Origin of the sequence: Pseudomonas mohnii, from assembly GCF_900105115.1 — a bacterium.
GTDB lineage: Bacteria > Pseudomonadota > Gammaproteobacteria > Pseudomonadales > Pseudomonadaceae > Aquipseudomonas > Aquipseudomonas mohnii.
The window spans coordinates 357,473-376,756 of sequence record NZ_FNRV01000001.1; the positions used below are offsets into that span (position 1 = coordinate 357,473).

The window sequence follows — 19,284 nt, forward strand, 5'->3', positions numbered from 1 at the left end:
TTATTAATAGAAGAAAAGCGTATTTACGGGCCCAACGACTTTTCCGCGAGGCGGGCCATGCCCAGGAACGGACTGGCTTCGATGTAGCGCATGGCAGACTTCATGTCCTTCCAACCCACATAGCTCATCAACGACTTCAAGTCCCAACCACTCTGATGCGCCCACGAGGCAAAGCCGCGGCGCAACGAGTGACTGGTGTAGTGCTCGGCCGCAATGCTCGCACGCCCCAATGCCTGGCGCAGCAGAGGAATGACACTGTTTGGGTGCAGGCCCTCCTCGCTCAAATGCCCCCAGCGATCGATGCCGCGAAACACCGGACCACGGACCAATGCCGCTTCACCGATCCAGTCGATGTAGGCCTGCACCGGACATAAACGCTGCAGCGCGGGTGTCTGGTACGTCTTGCCAAGGTTCTCGCGGTCACTCTTGCTGCGCGGCAGGTACAGGCTGATGCCCGAACCGGCACTGGCCTGTACGTGCTCGACCTGCAGGCGACACAACTCATCGCTACGGAAGCCACGCCAGAAGCCGAGCAAAATCAACGCGGTGTCGCGCCGGGCGCGGAGCAACCCCGGACGATCACCCTCAGCCCTGGCCGCTATCGCTTCTTGCTCCAGCCAGCCGATGACTTGCTCAAGGTGCTGCAGTTGCAGGGGCTCGGCCTGTTTCTCCTGGGCCGGATGCAGCGCACGAATCCCCTTGAACACCTTGCGCACCACAGGCGCCTTGGTCGGGTCGGCGAACCCCTGACTGTTGTGCCACTGGGCCAGCGCCGACAACCGCAACTTGAGGGTATTGATCGACAACACGCCGGCATGCGCCACCAGATAGCGCGCCACGCTGTCGCCCGTTGCCGGCAGGAACCCGCCCCAACTGACTTCGAAGTGTTCAATGGCGGCGCGATAGCTACGGCGAGTGTTGTCGCGCGTCGCCGCTTGCAGGTAACGATCCAGTTCACTCATGGGGCCAACTCTCGAATGCGTACTGCTTTTACGGGTGAAAAACCGGTTTTTCGATGATCACACGGGGTAATACCAGTATATCCCGTGTCATTCGTCGCCTGTATTTATCTTTTAATATTCGATGGTACAATGCGTAATACGGCATTACGTACCACACATCAAAATCGTAGGAGTAATCATGGCCCGTGGCGGCGTTAACAAAGCAGTGGTTCAAGCCGCGCGTCTGGCGATCCTCGCCCGTGGCGAAAACCCGAGCATCGATGCAGTACGGATCGAGATGGGCAATACGGGCTCCAAGACCACGATCCATCGCTATCTGAAAGAACTGGGGGAAGGCACTCAACCTGATGACACGGAAGCGCCGGAGCCTATCGACGATGAGTTGCTGGCCCTGGTGTCACGACTGGCGCAACGCCTGAAGGAACAGGCACAAGAACCCATCGACCAGGCCCGCGAGCAGTTCGAACAGCAACGCAAGGACCTGGAAACCCGGCTGCACGAGGCCGAGCAGGCCAATACGCAATTGCAGCAGCACTACGAACTCCAAAGCCTGGCACTGGCCCAGGAATCCGAGGCCCTGCACAGCACCCGCTCCATGCTGCAGTCCGAACAAACCCGCAATGCCGGACTGAACCAGGCACTGGCGGATTTCGAATTGCGCTTGCAAGACAAGGACGAGCAGATCCGCTCGCTGGAAGAGAAACACCTGCATGCCCGCGACGCGCTGGAGCATTACCGCAACGCCGTTAAAGAGCAGCGCGAGCAGGAGCACAGCCGCCATGAAAGCCAGGTGCAGCAGTTGCAGATGGAATTGCGCCAGGCTCAGCAGAGCGCCATGGTGCGCCAGGATGAAATCACCCAGTTGCACCGCGACAACGAGCGCCTGCTGACCGAAAACCGGGGAACCCTGCGCGAGCTGAGTTCGCTGCAAGAGCAGCTCAAGCAGAGCAACAGTCGCCAGGATCAGTTACTGGAACAAGCCAATCGCGTTGACGGCGAACGCACCCTCCTCCAGGAACGCTTGCGCGTCGCCCTGCTGGAAAGTCAGTCGCTGAAACAGAACGTCGATGAACAGCTGCAGATCAACAAGTCGCTGGAAATCGAATTGATCAAGGCACAGGCAGAACTGGAAGAAAGCGAGCGTCTGGCGGCTGCCGTTGCGACAGCGCCAGACACCGCCCAGGACGATTAGCCGGCAACCGGCGTGCGCATGGTGACGAACTCTTCGGCGGCCGTCGGGTGCACGCCGATGGTCTCGTCGAAGTGTTGCTTGGTGGCGCCAGCCTTCAAGGCAATCGCCAGGCCCTGGACGATCTCACCCGCCTCCGGACCGACCATGTGGCAGCCCAGCACCTTGTCGGTCTTGGCATCCACCACCAGTTTCATCAGCGTGCGCTCCTGGCATTCGGTCAGGGTCAGCTTCATCGGCCGGAAACGGCTTTCGAAGATCACCACATCGTGCCCCGCGTCGCGCGCTTCTTCTTCGGTCAAACCGACGGTGCCAATGTTCGGCAAGCTGAACACCGCCGTCGGGATCATTTTGTAATCCACCGGACGGTACTGCTCAGGCTTGAACAGGCGACGGGCCACCGCCATGCCCTCGGCCAGTGCCACGGGTGTCAGCTGGACGCGACCGATCACATCACCGAGCGCCAGAATCGACGGTTCAGCGGTCTGGTACTGCTCATCCACCTCCACGAAACCTTTCTTGTCGAGTTTCACCCCGGTGTTTTCCAGCCCCAGGTTATCCAGCATCGGACGCCGGCCGGTGGCGTAGAACACACAGTCAGCCTCCAGGTGCCGGCCGTCCTTGAGCGTCACCTTCAGGCTGCCGTCGGCCTGTTTTTCGATGCGCTCGATGTCGGCATTGAATTGCAGATCCATGCCGCGCTTGGTCAGCTCCTCCTGCAAATGCTTGCGCACCGAACCGTCGAAACCGCGCAGGAACAGTTCGCCGCGATACAGCAACGTGGTTTTCGCGCCCAGACCGTGGAAGATCCCCGCGAACTCGACGGCGATGTAGCCACCGCCAACCACCAGCACACGTTTGGGCAGCTCGTTGAGGAAAAACGCCTGGTTGGAGCTGATTGCGTGCTCATGCCCCGGAACCTCCGGAATCTGCGGCCAGCCGCCGGTGGCGATCAGGATGTGCTTGGCGCTGTGGCGCTCGCCATTGATCTCGACTGTGTGCGGGTCGACGATCCTGGCGTGACCTTCGTGCAGGGTCACGCCACTGTTGACCAGCAGGTTGTGGTATATGCCGTTCAGGCGATTGATCTCGCGGTCCTTGTTGGCGATCAGCGTCGCCCAATCGAACTGCGCTTCATCCAGGCTCCAGCCAAAACCCGAAGCCTGTTCGAAGTCTTCGGCGAAGTGCGCGCCGTAGACCAGCAGTTTTTTCGGCACGCAGCCGACGTTGACACAAGTACCACCCAGGTAGCGACTCTCGGCCACGGCCACTTTCGCGCCGAAACCGGCTGCAAATCGGGCAGCCCGCACACCGCCAGAGCCGGCGCCAATCACATAAAGATCAAAATCGTAGGCCATTTTCTATCTCCTCGGCAGGCCATCAGCATACCTGCCGCCATGGGTTGGGCAAGCACTGCTCTCGATATAGGGCCAGAAAATGAAAAAGCCACCCGTAGGTGGCTTTTTCAGTACAAGCAGCTCAGGCGTTATCAGTAAGCCTTGCCAGTCTTGTAGAAGTTCTCGAAGCAGAAGTTGGTCGCGTCAATGTAGCCTTCAGCGCCACCGCAGTCGAAGCGCTTGCCCTTGAACTTGTAGGCAATCACGCAACCGTCCTGCGCCTGCTTCATCAGGGCGTCAGTGATCTGGATCTCGCCACCTTTGCCCGGATCGGTTTGTTCGATCAGGCTGAAGATGTCCGGCGTCATGATGTAACGACCGATGATCGCCAGGTTCGACGGGGCATCTTCCGGTTTTGGCTTCTCGACCATATTACGCACGCGGTACAGATCGTCACCAATCAGGTCGCCTGCAATCACGCCGTATTTGCTGGTTTCTTGCGGGTCGACTTCCATGATCGCGACGATGGTGCAGCGATACTGCTTGTACAGCTTGACCATCTGCTTGAGTACGCCGTCACCTTCCAGGTTGACGCACAAGTCATCCGCCAGCACCACGGCGAACGGTTCGTCGCCGATCAGCGGACGACCGGTCAGGATGGCATGGCCCAGACCTTTCATTTCCGTCTGGCGCGTGTAGGAGAACGAGCACTCATCCAACAGGCGGCGGATGCCGACCAGGTATTTTTCCTTGTCGGTGCCCTTGATCTGGTTTTCCAACTCGTAGCTGATGTCGAAGTGGTCTTCCAGAGCGCGCTTGCCACGACCGGTAACGATGGAAATCTCGGTCAAACCGGCATCCAGAGCTTCTTCGACGCCGTACTGGATCAGTGGCTTGTTTACCACCGGCAGCATTTCTTTGGGCATGGCTTTAGTCGCTGGCAGGAAGCGAGTACCGTAACCGGCTGCTGGGAACAAGCATTTCTTGATCATAAAAGTCCTTGAAAGGGCTGTGTGTACGAGTTTCGGCGCAGTCTAATCAGGCAGCGAGCACCTTACAATGCCCCGCACTGGCTAACCGATGCCATCATAGAGAAATATTTCAGCGGATAGTTCCGCTGGGAGCTCCGCAGATTGCTCAGCAACCTGTTATTGATAGCAGACACTGCCAGACTTGCACGGTTTGTCATCTGAACGGGCAATCGGCCCACCATACGCCCATCCGCACCCGATGCGTGCATTTGGCGTTATCATGGCGCGATTGAACCAGCCAACGAGGCAGATAGATGTCGGCAGCAAAGAGCGTCAACGGTTTCCTGATCAACAAGGCAATGGACGGACAATGGTGGGTCGGCAGTGTTGCCGGTGAGAATATTGCCGGGCCCTTTCCGACCGAAGCCATGGCGATCGAAGTGGCGTCGGTGCTGGAGCTGGAGCACCCGGATCCCAAGCGACGCGGCAAGGACAAGAACTGATCGGCACCCAAGGCCCTGCCATTGCGCAGGGCTTTTTCATGAAAACCGGCAACAAGTGGCCTATCGCTATAACCTTTTGCTGCCGGCGCTGTCACAGCTTTTGCCCACCTCTTTGACGACGACAACGACATGACTAAATTCTTGCCACTGATCGCGGTATTGGCCCTGAGTGGCTGTGCGACATCCCAAACCACGTACTTGAATAACGGCGAACAGGGTCTGGCCATCGATTGTTCCGGGGAAGCCAACTCCTGGGCCACCTGCTACGAAAAGGCCGACGCCTCCTGCGCCGGCACCGGTTACCGGATTGTGGGCACCGATGGCACGCCTGCCACCAAGGAAAGCGACAAAACCCTGGGCGTCGACGTCGGCAACTACAAGAATCGCAGCGTGGTGGTGGTCTGCAAGTAAGGCGTGCGGCCTTTACATATGGATTTCGGCGAACTTGATACCCAGGCCCCGTACCGTTTCGATCAGGTCGTCGAGGCGGCTGAAGGATTCCACTTCATCGTTGTCGTCCACCAGAAAAAAACTGCGCCCTCCGCTTTTCTTGAAAAAAACGATCCATTCGCCCGGATCTGCCGGGTTCTGAATCACGTGGGTGCCAGAGACCTGCCCCTTTGAATGGCGCTCCCGTACTTGCTCTCGCTTCATGCTCGACTCCAGAAATGACAATGCCGCCAAAGTCTTGCTTTGACGGCATCGGTGCTGACCGTTGGTATTGTATCAGCCGGAAATGCACTCGGTGGCAGCGTCGCGCACATCCCGTGGGCGCAGGGGCACGTTGGAAATACGCTCATGCAGCTTGATACTGCTGCCGCCGGAGCGATGTTCGATATCGAACACGGCCGCCGGCCCGGACGAGAACTTCTGCGGCACGATGACTCGAACGTCCTCTTTATGCGTTTCTATCTGCAAGGCACCACGGCTGCTGGCGAGCTTTTCGCTCAGGCATTGCGCGTACTCATGGGGCTTCTTGCCTGAAATCACGTTCATGGTGGGCAGGGTCTCGCTGATCTCCGCGACACTTGCACACCCACTGATTGCCAGAAACAACGGCAGGACCCACGCACCCCACTTCATATAAAACCTCCAATAAAGACCCTCCGACAGCAAAGACGCTGTTTTTCTCCAAGGCACACTGCATTTAATGCCCAAGGATTGCCCGATATCGGTTTTTTATTGCCAAATCGGACCTCAACGACCCGATAATAACGCCTGCGGGCTGATAAACTGCGCCAATCGCCCATTGCTATCGTTTTGATTTTGTAGAAAAAGCCCTTCTGGAGGCGCCCATGAAATTTATACACCAGCGCGAGCACCTCAACGAAGACGACATCGTCGTCATCCAATGCTCCCAAATGTGCAACATCCGCTTGATGAACGACGCCAACTTCCGCAGCTTCAAGAATGGCGGCCGTCATACCTACCACGGTGGCGCGTTCGACACCTTTCCGGCCCGCATCACCGCGCCGAGCACCGGTTTCTGGAACATCACCATCGACACGGTCAACCGCCGGGCGATCAGCGTGACCCGTAAACCGACCCTGACTCATTCAATCAAAATCATCCGCCGCACCAGCTCGAAATTGAGCTGAGTGACGCCCCAGTCCGCACACAGACAGGTATGACCGTGGCCCAAACGACCAAATACGTCATCAAATACAAGCTTAACGGCGAACGTCGCTTCGAGTTCGCCCAGCTTGAAAACGGCACGGCAGAAGAAGCCAAAGCCGCGCTGGAAGCCATTCACGGCCAGAGCGAAGACGTCATCAGCGAGATCAGCGTCAGCAAAGCGCTGTAACACCCTGTGGAGCGGCAACATGGATGTCTGCTCCCGGCGTTGATCATTCGCGTCATGGCATCCCTCGCCTGCCCAGCGAAAGAAAACGGCATACCCCAGGCATTATTTCCACAATGCATCATGGATCACCATGAACCCGACCACCCTTGATCTGTTCGCCGACGCGGAACCCGTGCAGCAACCCCGGCGCGAGCAGATCGGCGAACAGTCATACGTATTGAGAGGCTTTGCCCTGCCCTGGCTGGAACGTTTGCTGCCGGCACTCGAGGCTGTGCTGGCTGCGGCACCGTTTCGGCAGATGATCACGCCGGGCGGGTTTACCATGTCGGTCGCCCTGAGCAGTTGTGGCGCCTTGGGCTGGACCACTGACCGCAGCGGTTATCGCTACACGCACCACGATCCGCAGACAGGCCAGCCGTGGCCGGACATGCCGGAGATTTTCTTGCAGTTGGCCCAGGCCGCCGCGCAAGAGGCTGGTTTCAGCGAGTTTCTCCCCGACTCCTGCCTGATCAACCGATACCTCCCGGGGGCGAAAATGTCTTTGCATCAGGACAAAAACGAATGCACCTACGCCGCGCCGATCGTCTCGGTATCGCTCGGCTTGCCGGCGATGTTCCTGTTCGGTGGTTTTGAACGCGGCGATAAAAGCCAGCGTGTCCCGCTGCTGCACGGCGACATCGTGGTCTGGGGCGGCGTCGATCGCTTGCGCTATCACGGTGTCCTGCCCATCAAGGAAGGCCAGCATTCACTGCTGGGTGAACAGAGGATCAACTTCACCTTCCGCACGGCGGGATGAACCTGTCGAATTTGACCGCAAGCACCGGAGTGTGACGGCACGCCGACGTGGTTAATCTGCCGTAAACAGGCCAACGGACTTCCCGCCATGACAAGCCATACGACAAAAAACACCGCTGAACACGACCCCCGCTGGGCCGCCGTCGTCGCTCGCGACCCGCACGCCGATGGGCAATTTGTCTATGCCGTGAAAACCACCGGCATCTACTGCAATCCCAGTAGCCTGGCGCGCTTGCCGAAACCGCAGAATGTCGAGTTCTTCGACACGGCCGAACAGGCACAAGCAGCAGGTTATCGTCCGAGCAAACGCGTGGCGAAGGATCAAAGCGCCGTGGCCGCGCAGCATGCCGCCACCGTGGCCGCTGCTTGCCGGCAGATCGAAAGCGCGGAAACGCTCCCGGCCTTGAACGAACTGGCCGAAACAGCGGGACTGAGCAGTTTTCACTTTCATCGTGTGTTCAAGGCTGTCACCGGCCTGACGCCCAGGGGTTACGCCGCTGCCCATCGTTCCCGCAGGGTTCGGGAGTGTTTGACGGATGGCGGTTCGGTAACCGACGCGCTGTACGACGCCGGCTTCAACTCCAACAGCCGTTTTTATGAAACGGCGGATCAAGTTCTGGGCATGAAACCTGCGGATTATCGCGCGGCCGGCCAGAACAACGACATTTGGTTTGCCGTCGGCCAATGTTCCCTGGGCGCGATTCTGGTGGCGCAGAGTGAACGCGGGGTTTGCGCCATTCTGCTGGGGGACGATCCGCAGCAGCTGGTGCGCGATCTGCAGGACAAGTTCCGGCGCGCCAATCTGATCGGTGCCGATCAAGACTTCGAGCAATTGATCGCCAGGGTTGTGGGTTTCATCGAGGCCCCGGCGCTGGGCCTGGACTTGCCTCTGGACGTGCGTGGCACGGCGTTTCAGGAGCGGGTCTGGCAAGCCCTGCGGGACATTCCCGTCGGCAGCACGGCCAGCTACGCCGATATCGCCCGGCAAATCGGCGCGCCAAAAGCCGTTCGCGCGGTGGCTCAAGCCTGTGGCGCGAACAGCCTGGCGGTAGCGATTCCCTGCCACCGCGTGGTGCGCAGCGATGGCAATCTGTCGGGGTATCGCTGGGGCGTGGAACGCAAGCGGCAGTTGCTGGAACGGGAAGCGCAGTAACGGCAAACACGGCGGTAGATCCTGCAGGGCAACGCGCTCCCATACGGGATCTGCCGCAGGCTGCACGGCTGGTTTGTCAGCGATTGACGTCGACGACAACCCTGCCCCGCAGTTGGCCGGCGAGCAAGCGTGGCGCCGCTTCAATCGCTTCGCTCAACCCGATTTCGTGGCTGATCAGTGGCAACAGGTCAAAGTCCAGATCCCGGGCCAGACGATTCCACGCCTCGACCCGCTTGGCTTTGGGTTGCGTCACGCTGTTGATGCCCGCCAGGGTCACGCCACGCAAGATGAACGGCGCGACAGAGGCCGGGAAGTCCATGCCCTGGGCCAGACCGCAGGCAGCGACCGTACCGTTGGCCTTGGTGCTCGCGCAGGCATTGGCCAGGGTGTGACTGCCGACCGAATCGATGACCGCGGCCCAGCGCTCCTTCGCCAGGGGCTTGCCCGGCTCGGACAGCGTGGCGCGGTCGATGATTTCGCTGGCCCCCAGTTGCTTGAGGTAGTCGTGTTCCGAAGTACGGCCGGTGGACGCCACCACGCGATAACCCAGTTTGCTCAATAGCGCGATAGCGAAACTGCCTACGCCGCCATTAGCGCCCGTCACCAGGATTTCGCCTTGCTCGGGCGTCACGCCGTTATGCTCCAGCGCGAGGATGCACAGCATGGCCGTGTAGCCCGCCGTGCCGATGGCCATCGCCTGGGCGGCGGTAAACGCCTTGGGCAGCGGAATCAGCCAGTCGCCATTCAGGCGTGCCTTCTGCGCCAGGCCGCCCCAATGCCCCTCACCAACCCCCCAGCCATTGAGCAGGACGTTGTCACCCACCTTGTAGTCCGGATGCCCGCTGACTTCGACAGTGCCCGCCAGATCGATCCCTGGCACCATCGGGAATTTTCGCACCACCGGGCTACTACCGGTGATCGCCAGGCCGTCCTTGAAATTCAGCGTGCTGTAGGCGACACGTACAGTCACATCGCCCTCGGGCAATTGGTCGTCATGGATCTGCTGCAGTGTGGCCCGGTAACCGCTGTCGTCTTTCTCGATCAAAATACCTTGGAACATGACTGTCTCCTGGTGTGATTATTTGTTGTGGCTTGAATTAAATACCACATCGCAAAAAAATGCCGCATTCGACTTTAAGCCAATCGATAAAACCTCGGGGCCTTTCCATGACCTGCGGCGATGCTTTTTCCGGTGGTCAGGTCGGCTGGCCCCGCCCGCCGCGAACCGCTGCCGGGCCCATCGCTCACTTGGCGCCGCTGGCGGGCTGCTTCGCCGCTGATTCAGCGTCAAACAAGACTGGCCTCGGGACAGTCATTGCTGCTACAAAACCGCTTGAACCGCCCTGCCCGGTTTCAACGTCGGAGACCTCAAAAATGAGCCCATGGCCAGACACCCGTATTCTTGATCTGTTCGGGATCGAGCTGCCCGTTATTCAAGCCCCCATGGCCGGTGCCACCCAGTCATCCATGGTGATTGCGGCAAGCAATGCCGGCGGCCTGGGCTCGATGCCCGCCGCCATGCTGAGCATCGAGCAATTACGCGCCGAGTTGACGACCATTCGTCAACACAGCTCACGCCCGTTCAACGTCAACTTCTTCTGTCACCAGCCGCCGGCTGCCGATGAGCAACGCGCGCGTGACTGGAAAAACCTGCTGGAACCCTATTACCGGGAGTTGGGCGTCGACTTTGATGCGCCGACGCCGGTGTCCAACCGCGCGCCCTTCGATGTCGCGGCCTGTGAGGTGATCGAAGCGTTTCGCCCCGAAGTGGTCAGTTTTCACTTTGGCCTGCCGGAAAAATCCTTGCTGGATCGGGTAAAAGCCACCGGGGCAAAGGTGGTGTCTTCGGCCACCACCGTCGAAGAGGCCATCTGGCTTGAACACCATGGCTGCGACGCGATCATCGCCATGGGTTACGAGGCAGGAGGACATCGCGGAATGTTTCTCAGTGATGACCTGAGCAGCCAGGTCGGGATCTTTGCCCTGGTGCCGCAAGTCGTCGATGCGGTGCAAGTACCCGTGATTGCCGCTGGCGGCATTGCCGACGCGCGAGGTGTCGCGGCAGCCTTCATGTTGGGCGCTTCGGCGGTGCAAGTGGGTACAGCCTATCTGTTTACGTCGGAAGCCAAGGTCAGTGCGTCTCATCACCAGGCGTTGCGTACGGCCCGGGAGAGCGAGACCGCCGTCACCAACATTTTCACCGGGCGCCCGGCGCGCGGCATCCTCAATCGGGTCATGCGTGAACTGGGGCCGATGAGCGACAAGGCACCGGCCTTTCCCCTCGCTGGCGGCGCGTTGATGCCTTTGCGGGCGAAGGACGAAGCGGATTTCAGCAATCTCTGGGCCGGACAGGCATTCCCTTTGGGTGTGGAAATGACCACGGCAGCGTTGACCCGGCGACTTGCTGAAGAAGGGTTGGCGAAATTGCTTGGGCGCTGACGATTCCTCAAGCCAACACAAACCTGTGGTGAAGGGGGCTTGCCACAGTCCAATGCCCCAAGTTCCGTTTGCAGGCATTTCGCTATATATTCTGATATATAGCGTTACCCCTCTATGTAATGCCTGCCACGGAGCCGTTTCATGTCCCTTAGCGCCTCACGTTTCGCCCCTGCTTGCCTGACCAGCCTTCTCGCGGTGTTCGCCTTTGGCACCGCCCAGGCGGGCGAAGTCCAGGTGGCGGTCGCTGCCAACTTCACCGCGCCGATCCAGGCCATCGCGGCGGGCTTCGAAAAAGACACCGGTCACACGCTGGTGACCGCCTTCGGCGCGACGGGTCAGTTCTACACCCAGATCAAGAATGGCGCGCCGTTCGAAGTGTTCCTCTCGGCGGACGACACCACCCCGAAAAAACTCGAAGACGAAGGCGACACGGTCAAGGGCTCGCGCTTTACCTACGCCGTCGGCACCCTGGCTTTGTGGTCGGCCAAGGAAGGCTACGTCGATGCCCAGGGCAAGGTCCTGAGCGACAATCAGTACCAGCATCTGTCCATTGCCAATCCAAAAACCGCACCCTACGGCCTGGCGGCCACCCAAGTACTGGCCAGGGAAGGTCTGACCGACAACGTGAAGGCCAAGATCGTTGAAGGCCAGAACATCACCCAGGCCTATCAGTTTGTCTCCACGGGCAATGCCGAGTTGGGTTTTGTCGCGCTGTCGCAGATTTACAAGGACGGTAAAATCACCAGCGGTTCGGCCTGGATCGTTCCGGCCAACCTGCATGACCCGATCAAACAAGACGCGGTTATCCTCAATAAAGGCAAGGACAATCCGGCTGCCAAGGCACTGGTTGACTACCTTAAAGGGCCGAAAGCCGCCGCCATCATCAAGTCCTACGGTTACCAACTCTAAATGACGCTATCGAGTGCCGATTTTTCCGCCATCTGGCTGACCCTGAAACTGGCGTCCCTGACGACCGTCATCCTGCTGGTGATCGGCACTCCGATAGCGTTGTGGCTCTCGCGCACCCAATCCTGGCTGCGCGGCCCGGTCGGGGCGATCGTCGCCCTGCCCCTGGTGCTGCCGCCCACGGTGATCGGTTTTTATCTGTTGCTGGCGCTGGGCCCGAACGGCTTTGTCGGCCACTTCACCCAATCGCTGGGGCTGGGCACTCTGACCTTCAGTTTCGCAGGGTTGGTCATCGGCTCGGTGCTGTACTCGATGCCGTTTGTGGTCCAGCCCCTGCAAAACGCTTTTTCCGCCATCGGCACCCGCCCGCTGGAGGTGGCCGCGACCCTGCGCGCCAATCCCTGGGACAGTTTTTTCAGCGTAACCCTGCCGCTGGCCCGTCCCGGCTTCATCACCGCCGCCATCCTCGGCTTCGCCCACACGGTCGGCGAATTCGGCGTGGTGCTGATGATCGGCGGCAACATTCCCGATAAAACCCGAGTGGTCTCGGTGCAGATCTACGACCACGTCGAAGCCATGGAATACGCCCAGGCCCATTGGCTGGCCGGGGCCATGCTGGTGTTCTCCTTTGCGGTGTTGCTGGCGCTGTACTCCAGCCGTAAAACCAAAGCCGGCTGGAGCTGACCGATGATTCAAACGCGCCTGAAATTGAGTTACCCGGGGTTCCACCTCGATGTCGACCTGCAACTGCCCGGCCGTGGTGTCACGGCACTGTACGGCCATTCCGGCTCCGGCAAGACCACCTGCCTGCGCTGCATCGCCGGTCTGGAAAAGGCCGATCAAGGCTTTATCCAGGTCAACGATGAAGTCTGGCAGGACAGCGAAAGGAAGATTTTCGTGGCGCCGCACAAGCGGGCCCTGGGTTACGTGTTTCAGGAGGCCAGTCTGTTTACGCATTTGTCGGTGCTGGCCAACCTGGAGTTCGGGCTCAAACGTATCCCGAAACCGCAGCGTCGGGTCGACATGGCCCACGCAACCGAACTGTTAGGCATCGGCCACCTGCTGGATCGCCATCCACAACACCTGTCGGGCGGCGAGCGCCAGCGAGTCGGCATCGCTCGCGCGCTGCTCACCAGCCCGAAACTGTTATTGATGGACGAACCGCTGGCGGCGCTGGACGCCCAGCGCAAAAGCGAAATTCTCCCGTACCTGCAACGACTGCACGACGAACTGGACATCCCGGTGTTGTATGTCAGCCACTCCCAGGATGAAGTGGCGCGCCTGGCCGACCACCTCGTCCTGCTGAGCAACGGCAAGGCGCTGGCCAGCGGCCCGATTGGCCAAACCCTGGCGCGCCTGGACTTGCCTCTGGCGCTGGGCGACGACGCCGGCGTGGTGATTGAGGGGCGCGTCTGTGCCTATGACAGCCACTATCAATTGCTCACCCTGCAACTGCCCGACACGGCCTTGAACATTCGCGTGGCGCACACGCCAATGGCCACGGGCCAGGCGTTGCGCTGCAAGGTTCAGGCGCGGGATGTCAGCCTGAGCCTGCACAGCGCCGAGCACAGCAGCATCCTCAATCTTCTGCCGGTCACTGTGGTCAGCGAGATGGGCGCCGACAATGCCGCCCATGTACTGATCCGTCTCGACGCGGCGGGAACCCCTTTGTTGGCGCGTATCACCCGCTTCTCCCGCGACCAGTTGAACATCCGTCCCGGCCAGCAACTATGGGCGCAGATCAAAGCCGTGGCGGTGCTCGCGTAAAGGCATTGGCACGACTGAGGCGGCGCGGGGTCAATGCCTTTAACGGCCCCCTGACTCCTCGCCAAGGACAATTGCCATGCCCGATGCGCTGCCGTCCGACCTGCACTACGTGGATGACACCCAACCCGGAATCCGCCGCAAGAAACAGCGCGGCAAGTTCTGCTATTTCGATCCGGCGGGGCAACGCATCACCGACCCGGACGAGATCCGGCGCATCAACGCGCTCGCGGTGCCGCCGGCCTACACCGACGTGTGGATCTGCGCCGACCCGCGCGGGCACCTACAAGCCACCGGCCGTGATGCCCGGGGCCGCAAGCAGTACCGGTATCACCCACGCTGGCGTGAAGTTCGCGATCTGGACAAGTATTCGCGCCTGCGGGATTTCGGCCTGGCCTTGCCGAAACTGCGCAAACAGCTGGAAGCCTTGTTGGCCGCGCCGGGTTTCAGCCGCGACAAGGTCATGGCCACGGTCATCACCTTGCTCGATGCCACGCTGATCCGCGTCGGCAACACTCAATATGCCCGGGACAACCACTCCTACGGCCTGACCACACTGCGCAACCGGCATGTCGAGATCAACGGCAGTGCGATCCTGTTCCAGTTTCGTGGCAAGAGTGGCGTCGAACATCAGATCACCGTGAAAGACCGGCGACTGGCACGCATCATCAAGCGCTGCCAGGAGATCCCCGGACAAACCCTGTTTCAGTACCTCGATGAAAACGGCGAGCGACACAGCATTACCTCGTCCGACGTCAACGCCTACCTGCAAACCCTGACCGGTGCCGACTTCACCGCCAAGGACTACCGCACCTGGGCCGGCAGCGCCCTCGCCCTTGCGGTGCTGCGAGAGTTGCAATGGCAACCGGAATCGGAGGCGAAACGGCATGTGGTGGAGATGGTGAAAAACGTCGCCCGACAGCTGGGCAATACACCGGCGGTGTGCCGCAAGTGCTACATCCATCCGGCGGTGCTCGAAGGCTTTGTGCTGGGTACATTGGCGCAGTTGCCCAAGCCGCGGATGCGTAAAGGCCTGCGTGCCGAGGAAGTCGGACTGGCCATGTTGCTGGAGAAACTGGTGTCTGAACCGACGAATTGACTGTCTATTTTTTGCACGATTGCAAATGACTTCTATAGTTGATGTGTAAACGAATCAGCTGCGGTGACGCCATGGAAGACATTTTCGTCGTGAAGCGATGCAACAAGATCATCATTCATGGCCGCCGGGCCGGAGAAACCGCTCACCCGCCTCCTGACGCCGCCGTCTGGTATCGCATCGCCGATACCCGAACCCACGGCTTCATCGGTGACGGTTACGATCTCGAGGAAGACGCCCGGCACGTTTGCCGGCAGCTCAATGCAAGGTCACACGTCATGGCCCGTCAAGGCTGATGAGCTCTAGCGTGCCCTATACGGGTCTATACTCAAAGGAGCTGAAGGATCAGCGCCCCACCGGTAGAAAGCTCGCCTCCAGCGGGCTTTTTACTGCCAACTGCCAGGTTTCTTAAGCGGAGGTGTTTTCCATGTCCGAAAAAGAGTCCATCACCACCCTGCTCACCCTGCTCGACTCGCGCCAGGTTCGTTTGGCTGCGGCGTGCAAGGAAATCGCCGACTGGGTCGATCATCAAGGCGGACATCCGACAGCCCTCAGAATTCGTGATCGCCTGAACGACATCGAAAAGGATACGCCGCTGATTCGCAACACCCTGTCTTCGCTCAAACCTGTCGAGCGTCCCCTGCCACGGTTCAGATGATTCGATCCGCACATTCGATGCCAAGGCGCGACCTGGTGCAGCAGGCATGATCGGCGACGTTATCGTCACCGGTTGCGTGCCTGCCTGATTGCCTTCCATCCCCCCTGCCCAGCCTTGCGCCGGGATTTTTTTGTGTCCGGGTCACGACCGAACGTCCTCGACCGTGAGTGGTCAAACGCTTACACGTCACCAAGGAGACGTTCTGATGGTCACTCACTTCAAAGTCAGCGGGCATTTGGCCTGCGGTCACAAAGGCACCAATCTCACCTCGACCCGCGAACTCAACCGGGTGAAATGCAGAAGCTGCCGCAACACCGAAGTTTTCAAGGAAGCACGCCGGAACGAACGTAATGCGGCACGTCGCGCCGCCCGCAAAGCCAAAGTCGTGCATATCGTCAATGACTGGCGCCAGGCGTGGACCGAACGGTTGTCGGCCATGGCGGGACGGCAAAGATTGCCAAGGGGCTTTGGTAGTCAGGCTTACGTCTAGACAAAAAATTCGGGCCGATCACATCGGCCCGAATTTCATGGGTCACAATCCGGCGGACTCGCGAGGCTAATGTCCGACACGCTGCAGTGGCGATAGTCAGTTTCCTCGACTAGGGTCTCAAACGTATCGAACTGCGGTGCCTTTATTGGCAGGAGCCTGATCAAGGAGGAAGCGATGTCACCCACGCGTAGTGCCGAACACACCTATCGTCAGTGGTCCAGCCCTATCCTGCTGGAACTCAAAGCGCGAGAGCACCAGTTGAACCCGTCGGACCGCGAAGCGCTACACAATATTCTGCTGGAAAGAAGGCTGATAAACACGGGCAATCCAGCAGGCCCGGATCGGCGCAATGCAGCGCCGCCCGATGATGCGAACCGTTAAAGACTGTTGATCGTGCAGAGCCCGACCCGGACGTCGGGCTTTTTCATTCCCCCTCCCTTCAAGGTGCGCCGCATGCCCCATGCGCGGGGATGCTTATCCAAGATGGGGTTTGAGCATTTCCCACGCCTCGTCGGTAAAGCGGTACGTTCTATCCGGCTGAGAAACGATGACGCCCACCCCGGCAAGGCGCTTGAGTACTTCGCGCACACTGACAATCGTCAGCTCCGAGGAGGAGGCTTGCATGTCAGCATGCACACCCCGCACGCCTGGCAAACGTCCCTCCCGAGTAGCCTGGACCAGTGCATTGATCACCTTCAAACGAAAGAGACTGGTACGCAGTCCGTAAACTCGCAACATCTCACGGATATGGCGATTCGCACTGGAATCAAATACCAGAGCAAGTTGATGGGTCGTGGCCTGAAACGGACGACACCGGTCAACTGGGGTGGATCCATGGTTGTCCAGCATGCGAATACTCCTGTTCACAAATGAAACAGGGCAAGCAGCAGCCCACGGCTGTGCCTGCCCTTGTGCGTCAAAAGTCGACCGTCGCGGACAGTTGCAAGGTCCGCGGATAACCCGGCGAAAACGCGCCATACGAAGCAACGCCCGACCAGTACTCACGATCGAACACGTTCTGCACCGTGGCGCGGAATGTCGTCGGCCGGCCTTCGATTTTCGTCGTATAACGGGCGCCGGCATCGAAACGGGTCCAGGCGTCGAGCTCCTGGGTATTGGCCTGGTTAACGTACTGACTGTCGGTATAAATCGCACCGCCAGTGAGGGTGAACCCTTCAAGCCATGGCGTATCCCATTCGGCCCACAGATTGGCCTGCACGTCTGGCACACCGACCGGTTTGTTGCCACGGTTGGCGGCTGTCGCCGAATCGGTCAATTCGCCGTCGAGCAACGTCACGCCGCCCATCAGGCGAGTGCCCGGTGCCACCTCGCCGAACATGCTCAACTCGATCCCGCGGTTGCGTTGTTCGGCCTGCACCGAAAACACGTTACCGGCGCCGATTTCACCGCTCGGTTTCTCGATCTGGAACAACGCCAGGGTCGTCATGAAGGTGCCGTGTTCGTATTTCACACCGAGTTCATGCTGCTTCGATTCGTAAGGCGCGAATGTCTCGCCGGCATTGGCCGCCGTCCCCGGTGCAATATCCCCTTTGCTCAAGCCTTCTACATAGTTGTAGTAGAGGGAAACGTCTTCCCAAGGCTTGACCACTACACCGACCAGAGGCGTGGTGGCGCTTTCGTTGTATTTCGAACTGACCGAACCCGCTGCGTTGTAGTTGCGAGATTCGATGTCCTGCCGACGCACGCCAAGGGTCAACTGGAAACGATCATCGAGCATGGACAGTGTGTCGGTCAGCGCAACGCCTGACAGTTCCGATTCGGAGATGCGCAGCACCTTCGGTGAGTTGATGTATTGCTTGGGCACCTCGATCGGGTGATAGATGTTCGAACGGATCTCGGTGCCGTTGGTGATCCCCCGGGACAGCTCATCCTGATATTTAGTCGCCATCAGCGTGGTCGTGTGGGTGATCGGCCCGGTGGCGAACACACCGCGGATACCCGCGTCCGCCGTTGAACGATCAACGTTGAACTTGTAGTAGCCCGGAATATTGCTGGTATCGCCAGCGTCGTTGAGGATTCTCGGCACCTGGTCGGACAGGCGCTTGACATCGGATTTGCCGCCACCGGCGTGGGCAAACACAGTGACCGTGTCGGTCAGGTCATATTCGCCACCAAGCAAGGCCGACTGCTCTTTGGTGTCCGACCAGCCCCAGTCCTGCGGCAGGTTGGTGCGGCCATTCGGCGCGGACGGGACATCGATGCCCGGCGCCACGGTGAATGGCCGCGACGCCGCCTCGAAACTCTCTTTCTGGCTGATGTAATCGAGGTTCAGGCGCAAGCGCTCGCCACGGTAATCAAGCGCGATGGCGCCAATACCGAGGTCGCGGTGTTGATCGTCAATGGCCGTGTCGCCGCCCTGCAGGTTGCCGTTGAAGCGCACGCCAAATTGATTGTCCGTGCCGAAGCGACGGCTGAGATCCAGATGACCACCCACCTGGGAATCCGAAGCGTAAGTGGTGGTGACCCGCGTCAAGTCTTCATCCAGCGGACGCTTGGGCACGATGTTGATCACGCCGCCGACGCCGCTGTTGGGCGAGATGCCGTACATCAACGCCCCTGGCCCCTTGAGCACTTCGACCCGTTCGGCGTAGTCGGTAAACACGCGATAGTTCGGCGCTACGCCATACACACCGTCGAATGCCAGCTCGCCAAGATTGCCTTCGCCGATCGGGAAGCCGCGAATGAAAAACGAATCGACGATACCGCCGGTTTGACCGGTGGAGCGCACCGAAGGATCACGCTCCAGCGCATCGGCAACGGTCACGGTTTGCAGGTCGGCAAGGGTCTTGGCGGTGTAACTGGTGACACTGAACGGCGTGTCCATCACATCCTTGTTGCCCATCATGCCCAGGCGGGCTCCCCGTGCAACCTGGCCACCGGCGAAGGTTTCCGGCAACGAAGTCGGGCCGCTGTAGGAAGCGTTGATGTTAGTGGTGTCGAGCGTCAGCGCGTCCGGGCTGTCATCGGCCGGCGTGGCGGGTGCGACGTTAGAACGCGGGTCGGCGGCAACGTCTTGTTGCTCGGGGCTGGCGGCCCAGGCGCTGGCGCTTCCTGCGACCAAAATAAAATTCAGCATAGCGGTACGCATGGCAAGCGTTAGCACACGCTCACCGCTGGGACGACTGACAACAGGCATGACGTGGAGATCCTTTCATCAATAGAAAATGGTAATCACTCCTATTGCCAGTCGATTGAC

General features: G+C 59.8%; 24 protein-coding genes. 16 read left to right on the forward strand and 8 right to left on the reverse strand.

Features of this window, described 5'->3' with window-relative positions:
* Nucleotides 1-23 precede the first annotated feature (23 nt).
* On the reverse strand, nucleotides 24-962 hold the full coding sequence (locus tag BLV61_RS01515; RefSeq protein ID WP_090462044.1) for a site-specific integrase: 939 nt from the start codon (nucleotides 960-962) through the stop codon (nucleotides 24-26).
* A gap of 178 nt (nucleotides 963-1,140) precedes the next feature.
* Between BLV61_RS01515 and BLV61_RS01520 the strand changes: the two genes are divergently transcribed.
* Nucleotides 1,141-2,154 carry a DNA-binding protein gene (locus BLV61_RS01520; protein WP_090462046.1) on the forward strand — a complete coding sequence of 338 codons (1,014 nt, stop codon included), beginning with the start codon at nucleotides 1,141-1,143 and terminating at the stop codon, nucleotides 2,152-2,154.
* Here BLV61_RS01520 and gorA read toward each other — a convergent pair.
* Nucleotides 2,151-3,509, reverse strand: coding sequence for a glutathione-disulfide reductase (gene gorA, locus BLV61_RS01525; protein WP_090462048.1), 1,359 nt, complete (start codon nucleotides 3,507-3,509; stop codon nucleotides 2,151-2,153). The genes BLV61_RS01520 and gorA overlap by 4 nt on opposite strands.
* Before the next feature lie 131 nt (nucleotides 3,510-3,640).
* On the reverse strand, nucleotides 3,641-4,480 hold the full coding sequence (gene galU / locus BLV61_RS01530) for a UTP--glucose-1-phosphate uridylyltransferase GalU (RefSeq protein WP_047529432.1): 840 nt from the start codon (nucleotides 4,478-4,480) through the stop codon (nucleotides 3,641-3,643).
* Nucleotides 4,481-4,773: 293 nt separating this feature from the next.
* Between galU and BLV61_RS01535 the strand changes: the two genes are divergently transcribed.
* Together BLV61_RS01535 and BLV61_RS01540 are read left to right on the forward strand one after the other, a co-directional pair.
* Complete coding sequence (locus tag BLV61_RS01535; RefSeq protein WP_090462050.1) at nucleotides 4,774-4,962, forward strand: hypothetical protein; 189 nt, start codon at nucleotides 4,774-4,776, stop codon at nucleotides 4,960-4,962.
* 129 nt (nucleotides 4,963-5,091) lie between these two features.
* Nucleotides 5,092-5,373 carry a hypothetical protein gene (locus BLV61_RS01540; protein WP_047529436.1) on the forward strand — a complete coding sequence of 94 codons (282 nt, stop codon included), beginning with the start codon at nucleotides 5,092-5,094 and terminating at the stop codon, nucleotides 5,371-5,373.
* A gap of 12 nt (nucleotides 5,374-5,385) precedes the next feature.
* Here the strand turns inward: BLV61_RS01540 and BLV61_RS01545 are convergent, their stop codons facing one another.
* Entirely contained in the window at nucleotides 5,386-5,616 is a 231-nt protein-coding gene (locus BLV61_RS01545) for a hypothetical protein (RefSeq protein WP_047529438.1), read from the reverse strand.
* Between the two features lie 72 nt (nucleotides 5,617-5,688).
* Entirely contained in the window at nucleotides 5,689-6,045 is a 357-nt protein-coding gene (locus BLV61_RS01550) for a hypothetical protein (RefSeq protein WP_047529440.1), read from the reverse strand.
* Between the two features lie 212 nt (nucleotides 6,046-6,257).
* On the opposite strand from BLV61_RS01550, the gene BLV61_RS01555 reads away from it, so the two are divergent.
* The 4 genes from BLV61_RS01555 to ada all read left to right on the forward strand — a co-directional run bounded on the left by BLV61_RS01555 (nucleotide 6,258) and on the right by ada (nucleotide 8,714).
* On the forward strand, nucleotides 6,258-6,560 hold the full coding sequence (locus tag BLV61_RS01555; RefSeq protein WP_047529442.1) for a DUF1883 domain-containing protein: 303 nt from the start codon (nucleotides 6,258-6,260) through the stop codon (nucleotides 6,558-6,560).
* Nucleotides 6,561-6,595: 35 nt separating this feature from the next.
* The gene (locus tag BLV61_RS31235; RefSeq protein WP_090469670.1) at nucleotides 6,596-6,766 is read left to right on the forward strand and encodes a hypothetical protein; all 171 of its coding nucleotides are present in this window, start codon (nucleotides 6,596-6,598) and stop codon (nucleotides 6,764-6,766) included.
* A 130-nt stretch (nucleotides 6,767-6,896) separates the two neighbouring features.
* Nucleotides 6,897-7,562, forward strand: a complete 666-nt coding sequence (gene alkB / locus BLV61_RS01565) for a DNA oxidative demethylase AlkB (RefSeq protein WP_090462052.1) — start codon at nucleotides 6,897-6,899, stop codon at nucleotides 7,560-7,562.
* A gap of 87 nt (nucleotides 7,563-7,649) precedes the next feature.
* Entirely contained in the window at nucleotides 7,650-8,714 is a 1,065-nt protein-coding gene (ada, locus tag BLV61_RS01570) for a bifunctional DNA-binding transcriptional regulator/O6-methylguanine-DNA methyltransferase Ada (RefSeq protein ID WP_090462055.1), read from the forward strand.
* A gap of 76 nt (nucleotides 8,715-8,790) precedes the next feature.
* Here ada and acuI read toward each other — a convergent pair whose 3' ends face one another.
* Nucleotides 8,791-9,774 (reverse strand): acrylyl-CoA reductase (NADPH), encoded by a 984-nt coding sequence (gene acuI, locus BLV61_RS01575; RefSeq protein WP_047529449.1) that lies wholly within the window; start codon nucleotides 9,772-9,774, stop codon nucleotides 8,791-8,793.
* Between the two features lie 314 nt (nucleotides 9,775-10,088).
* On the opposite strand from acuI, the gene BLV61_RS01580 reads away from it, so the two are divergent.
* The 9 genes from BLV61_RS01580 (at nucleotide 10,089) to BLV61_RS01620 (ending at nucleotide 16,448) form a co-directional block, all read left to right on the forward strand.
* A complete protein-coding gene (locus tag BLV61_RS01580) occupies nucleotides 10,089-11,153 on the forward strand; it encodes an NAD(P)H-dependent flavin oxidoreductase (RefSeq protein WP_090462057.1) in 1,065 nt (354 codons plus the stop codon).
* 141 nt (nucleotides 11,154-11,294) lie between these two features.
* Entirely contained in the window at nucleotides 11,295-12,062 is a 768-nt protein-coding gene (gene modA, locus BLV61_RS01585) for a molybdate ABC transporter substrate-binding protein (RefSeq protein ID WP_090462059.1), read from the forward strand.
* Nucleotides 12,063-12,743 (forward strand): molybdate ABC transporter permease subunit, encoded by a 681-nt coding sequence (gene modB, locus BLV61_RS01590; RefSeq protein WP_047529455.1) that lies wholly within the window; start codon nucleotides 12,063-12,065, stop codon nucleotides 12,741-12,743. It abuts the gene before it with no gap.
* A 3-nt stretch (nucleotides 12,744-12,746) separates the two neighbouring features.
* Complete coding sequence (modC, locus tag BLV61_RS01595; protein WP_090462061.1) at nucleotides 12,747-13,826, forward strand: molybdenum ABC transporter ATP-binding protein; 1,080 nt, start codon at nucleotides 12,747-12,749, stop codon at nucleotides 13,824-13,826.
* Nucleotides 13,827-13,902: 76 nt separating this feature from the next.
* Entirely contained in the window at nucleotides 13,903-14,922 is a 1,020-nt protein-coding gene (locus tag BLV61_RS01600; protein ID WP_090462063.1) for a DNA topoisomerase IB, read from the forward strand.
* A gap of 71 nt (nucleotides 14,923-14,993) precedes the next feature.
* Nucleotides 14,994-15,215 (forward strand): hypothetical protein, encoded by a 222-nt coding sequence (locus tag BLV61_RS01605; protein WP_047538699.1) that lies wholly within the window; start codon nucleotides 14,994-14,996, stop codon nucleotides 15,213-15,215.
* A 131-nt stretch (nucleotides 15,216-15,346) separates the two neighbouring features.
* On the forward strand, nucleotides 15,347-15,577 hold the full coding sequence (locus tag BLV61_RS01610) for a hypothetical protein (RefSeq protein WP_047529461.1): 231 nt from the start codon (nucleotides 15,347-15,349) through the stop codon (nucleotides 15,575-15,577).
* Nucleotides 15,578-15,782: 205 nt separating this feature from the next.
* Nucleotides 15,783-16,067, forward strand: a complete 285-nt coding sequence (locus BLV61_RS01615; RefSeq protein ID WP_047529463.1) for a hypothetical protein — start codon at nucleotides 15,783-15,785, stop codon at nucleotides 16,065-16,067.
* A gap of 174 nt (nucleotides 16,068-16,241) precedes the next feature.
* The gene (locus BLV61_RS01620) at nucleotides 16,242-16,448 is read left to right on the forward strand and encodes a hypothetical protein (protein WP_090462065.1); all 207 of its coding nucleotides are present in this window, start codon (nucleotides 16,242-16,244) and stop codon (nucleotides 16,446-16,448) included.
* A 93-nt stretch (nucleotides 16,449-16,541) separates the two neighbouring features.
* On the opposite strand, the gene BLV61_RS01625 is transcribed toward BLV61_RS01620, so the two are convergent.
* Both BLV61_RS01625 and BLV61_RS01630 read right to left on the reverse strand, forming a co-directional pair.
* Nucleotides 16,542-16,916, reverse strand: a complete 375-nt coding sequence (locus BLV61_RS01625; protein ID WP_090462066.1) for a fe2+ zn2+ uptake regulation protein — start codon at nucleotides 16,914-16,916, stop codon at nucleotides 16,542-16,544.
* A 67-nt stretch (nucleotides 16,917-16,983) separates the two neighbouring features.
* Nucleotides 16,984-19,224 carry a TonB-dependent receptor gene (locus BLV61_RS01630; RefSeq protein ID WP_090462068.1) on the reverse strand — a complete coding sequence of 747 codons (2,241 nt, stop codon included), beginning with the start codon at nucleotides 19,222-19,224 and terminating at the stop codon, nucleotides 16,984-16,986.
* Between the last annotated feature and the right edge of the window lie 60 nt (nucleotides 19,225-19,284).

Coding starts and splice junctions, on each gene's coding strand:
- BLV61_RS01545 (WP_047529438.1), bottom strand. CDS start 5,616: ATGAAGCGAGAGCAAGTACGGGAGCGCCATTCAAAGGGGCAGGTCTCT.
- modC (WP_090462061.1), top strand. CDS start 12,747: ATGATTCAAACGCGCCTGAAATTGAGTTACCCGGGGTTCCACCTCGAT.
- BLV61_RS01515 (WP_090462044.1), bottom strand. CDS start 962: ATGAGTGAACTGGATCGTTACCTGCAAGCGGCGACGCGCGACAACACT.
- BLV61_RS01620 (WP_090462065.1), top strand. CDS start 16,242: ATGTCACCCACGCGTAGTGCCGAACACACCTATCGTCAGTGGTCCAGC.
- BLV61_RS01550 (WP_047529440.1), bottom strand. CDS start 6,045: ATGAAGTGGGGTGCGTGGGTCCTGCCGTTGTTTCTGGCAATCAGTGGG.
- ada (WP_090462055.1), top strand. CDS start 7,650: ATGACAAGCCATACGACAAAAAACACCGCTGAACACGACCCCCGCTGG.
- BLV61_RS01610 (WP_047529461.1), top strand. CDS start 15,347: ATGTCCGAAAAAGAGTCCATCACCACCCTGCTCACCCTGCTCGACTCG.
- alkB (WP_090462052.1), top strand. CDS start 6,897: ATGAACCCGACCACCCTTGATCTGTTCGCCGACGCGGAACCCGTGCAG.
- BLV61_RS01625 (WP_090462066.1), bottom strand. CDS start 16,916: ATGCTGGACAACCATGGATCCACCCCAGTTGACCGGTGTCGTCCGTTT.
- BLV61_RS01535 (WP_090462050.1), top strand. CDS start 4,774: ATGTCGGCAGCAAAGAGCGTCAACGGTTTCCTGATCAACAAGGCAATG.
- BLV61_RS01555 (WP_047529442.1), top strand. CDS start 6,258: ATGAAATTTATACACCAGCGCGAGCACCTCAACGAAGACGACATCGTC.
- modA (WP_090462059.1), top strand. CDS start 11,295: ATGTCCCTTAGCGCCTCACGTTTCGCCCCTGCTTGCCTGACCAGCCTT.
- BLV61_RS01540 (WP_047529436.1), top strand. CDS start 5,092: ATGACTAAATTCTTGCCACTGATCGCGGTATTGGCCCTGAGTGGCTGT.
- modB (WP_047529455.1), top strand. CDS start 12,063: ATGACGCTATCGAGTGCCGATTTTTCCGCCATCTGGCTGACCCTGAAA.
- BLV61_RS01580 (WP_090462057.1), top strand. CDS start 10,089: ATGAGCCCATGGCCAGACACCCGTATTCTTGATCTGTTCGGGATCGAG.
- BLV61_RS01605 (WP_047538699.1), top strand. CDS start 14,994: ATGGAAGACATTTTCGTCGTGAAGCGATGCAACAAGATCATCATTCAT.
- BLV61_RS01615 (WP_047529463.1), top strand. CDS start 15,783: ATGGTCACTCACTTCAAAGTCAGCGGGCATTTGGCCTGCGGTCACAAA.
- BLV61_RS01630 (WP_090462068.1), bottom strand. CDS start 19,224: ATGCCTGTTGTCAGTCGTCCCAGCGGTGAGCGTGTGCTAACGCTTGCC.
- galU (WP_047529432.1), bottom strand. CDS start 4,480: ATGATCAAGAAATGCTTGTTCCCAGCAGCCGGTTACGGTACTCGCTTC.
- acuI (WP_047529449.1), bottom strand. CDS start 9,774: ATGTTCCAAGGTATTTTGATCGAGAAAGACGACAGCGGTTACCGGGCC.
- BLV61_RS01600 (WP_090462063.1), top strand. CDS start 13,903: ATGCCCGATGCGCTGCCGTCCGACCTGCACTACGTGGATGACACCCAA.
- BLV61_RS01520 (WP_090462046.1), top strand. CDS start 1,141: ATGGCCCGTGGCGGCGTTAACAAAGCAGTGGTTCAAGCCGCGCGTCTG.
- gorA (WP_090462048.1), bottom strand. CDS start 3,509: ATGGCCTACGATTTTGATCTTTATGTGATTGGCGCCGGCTCTGGCGGT.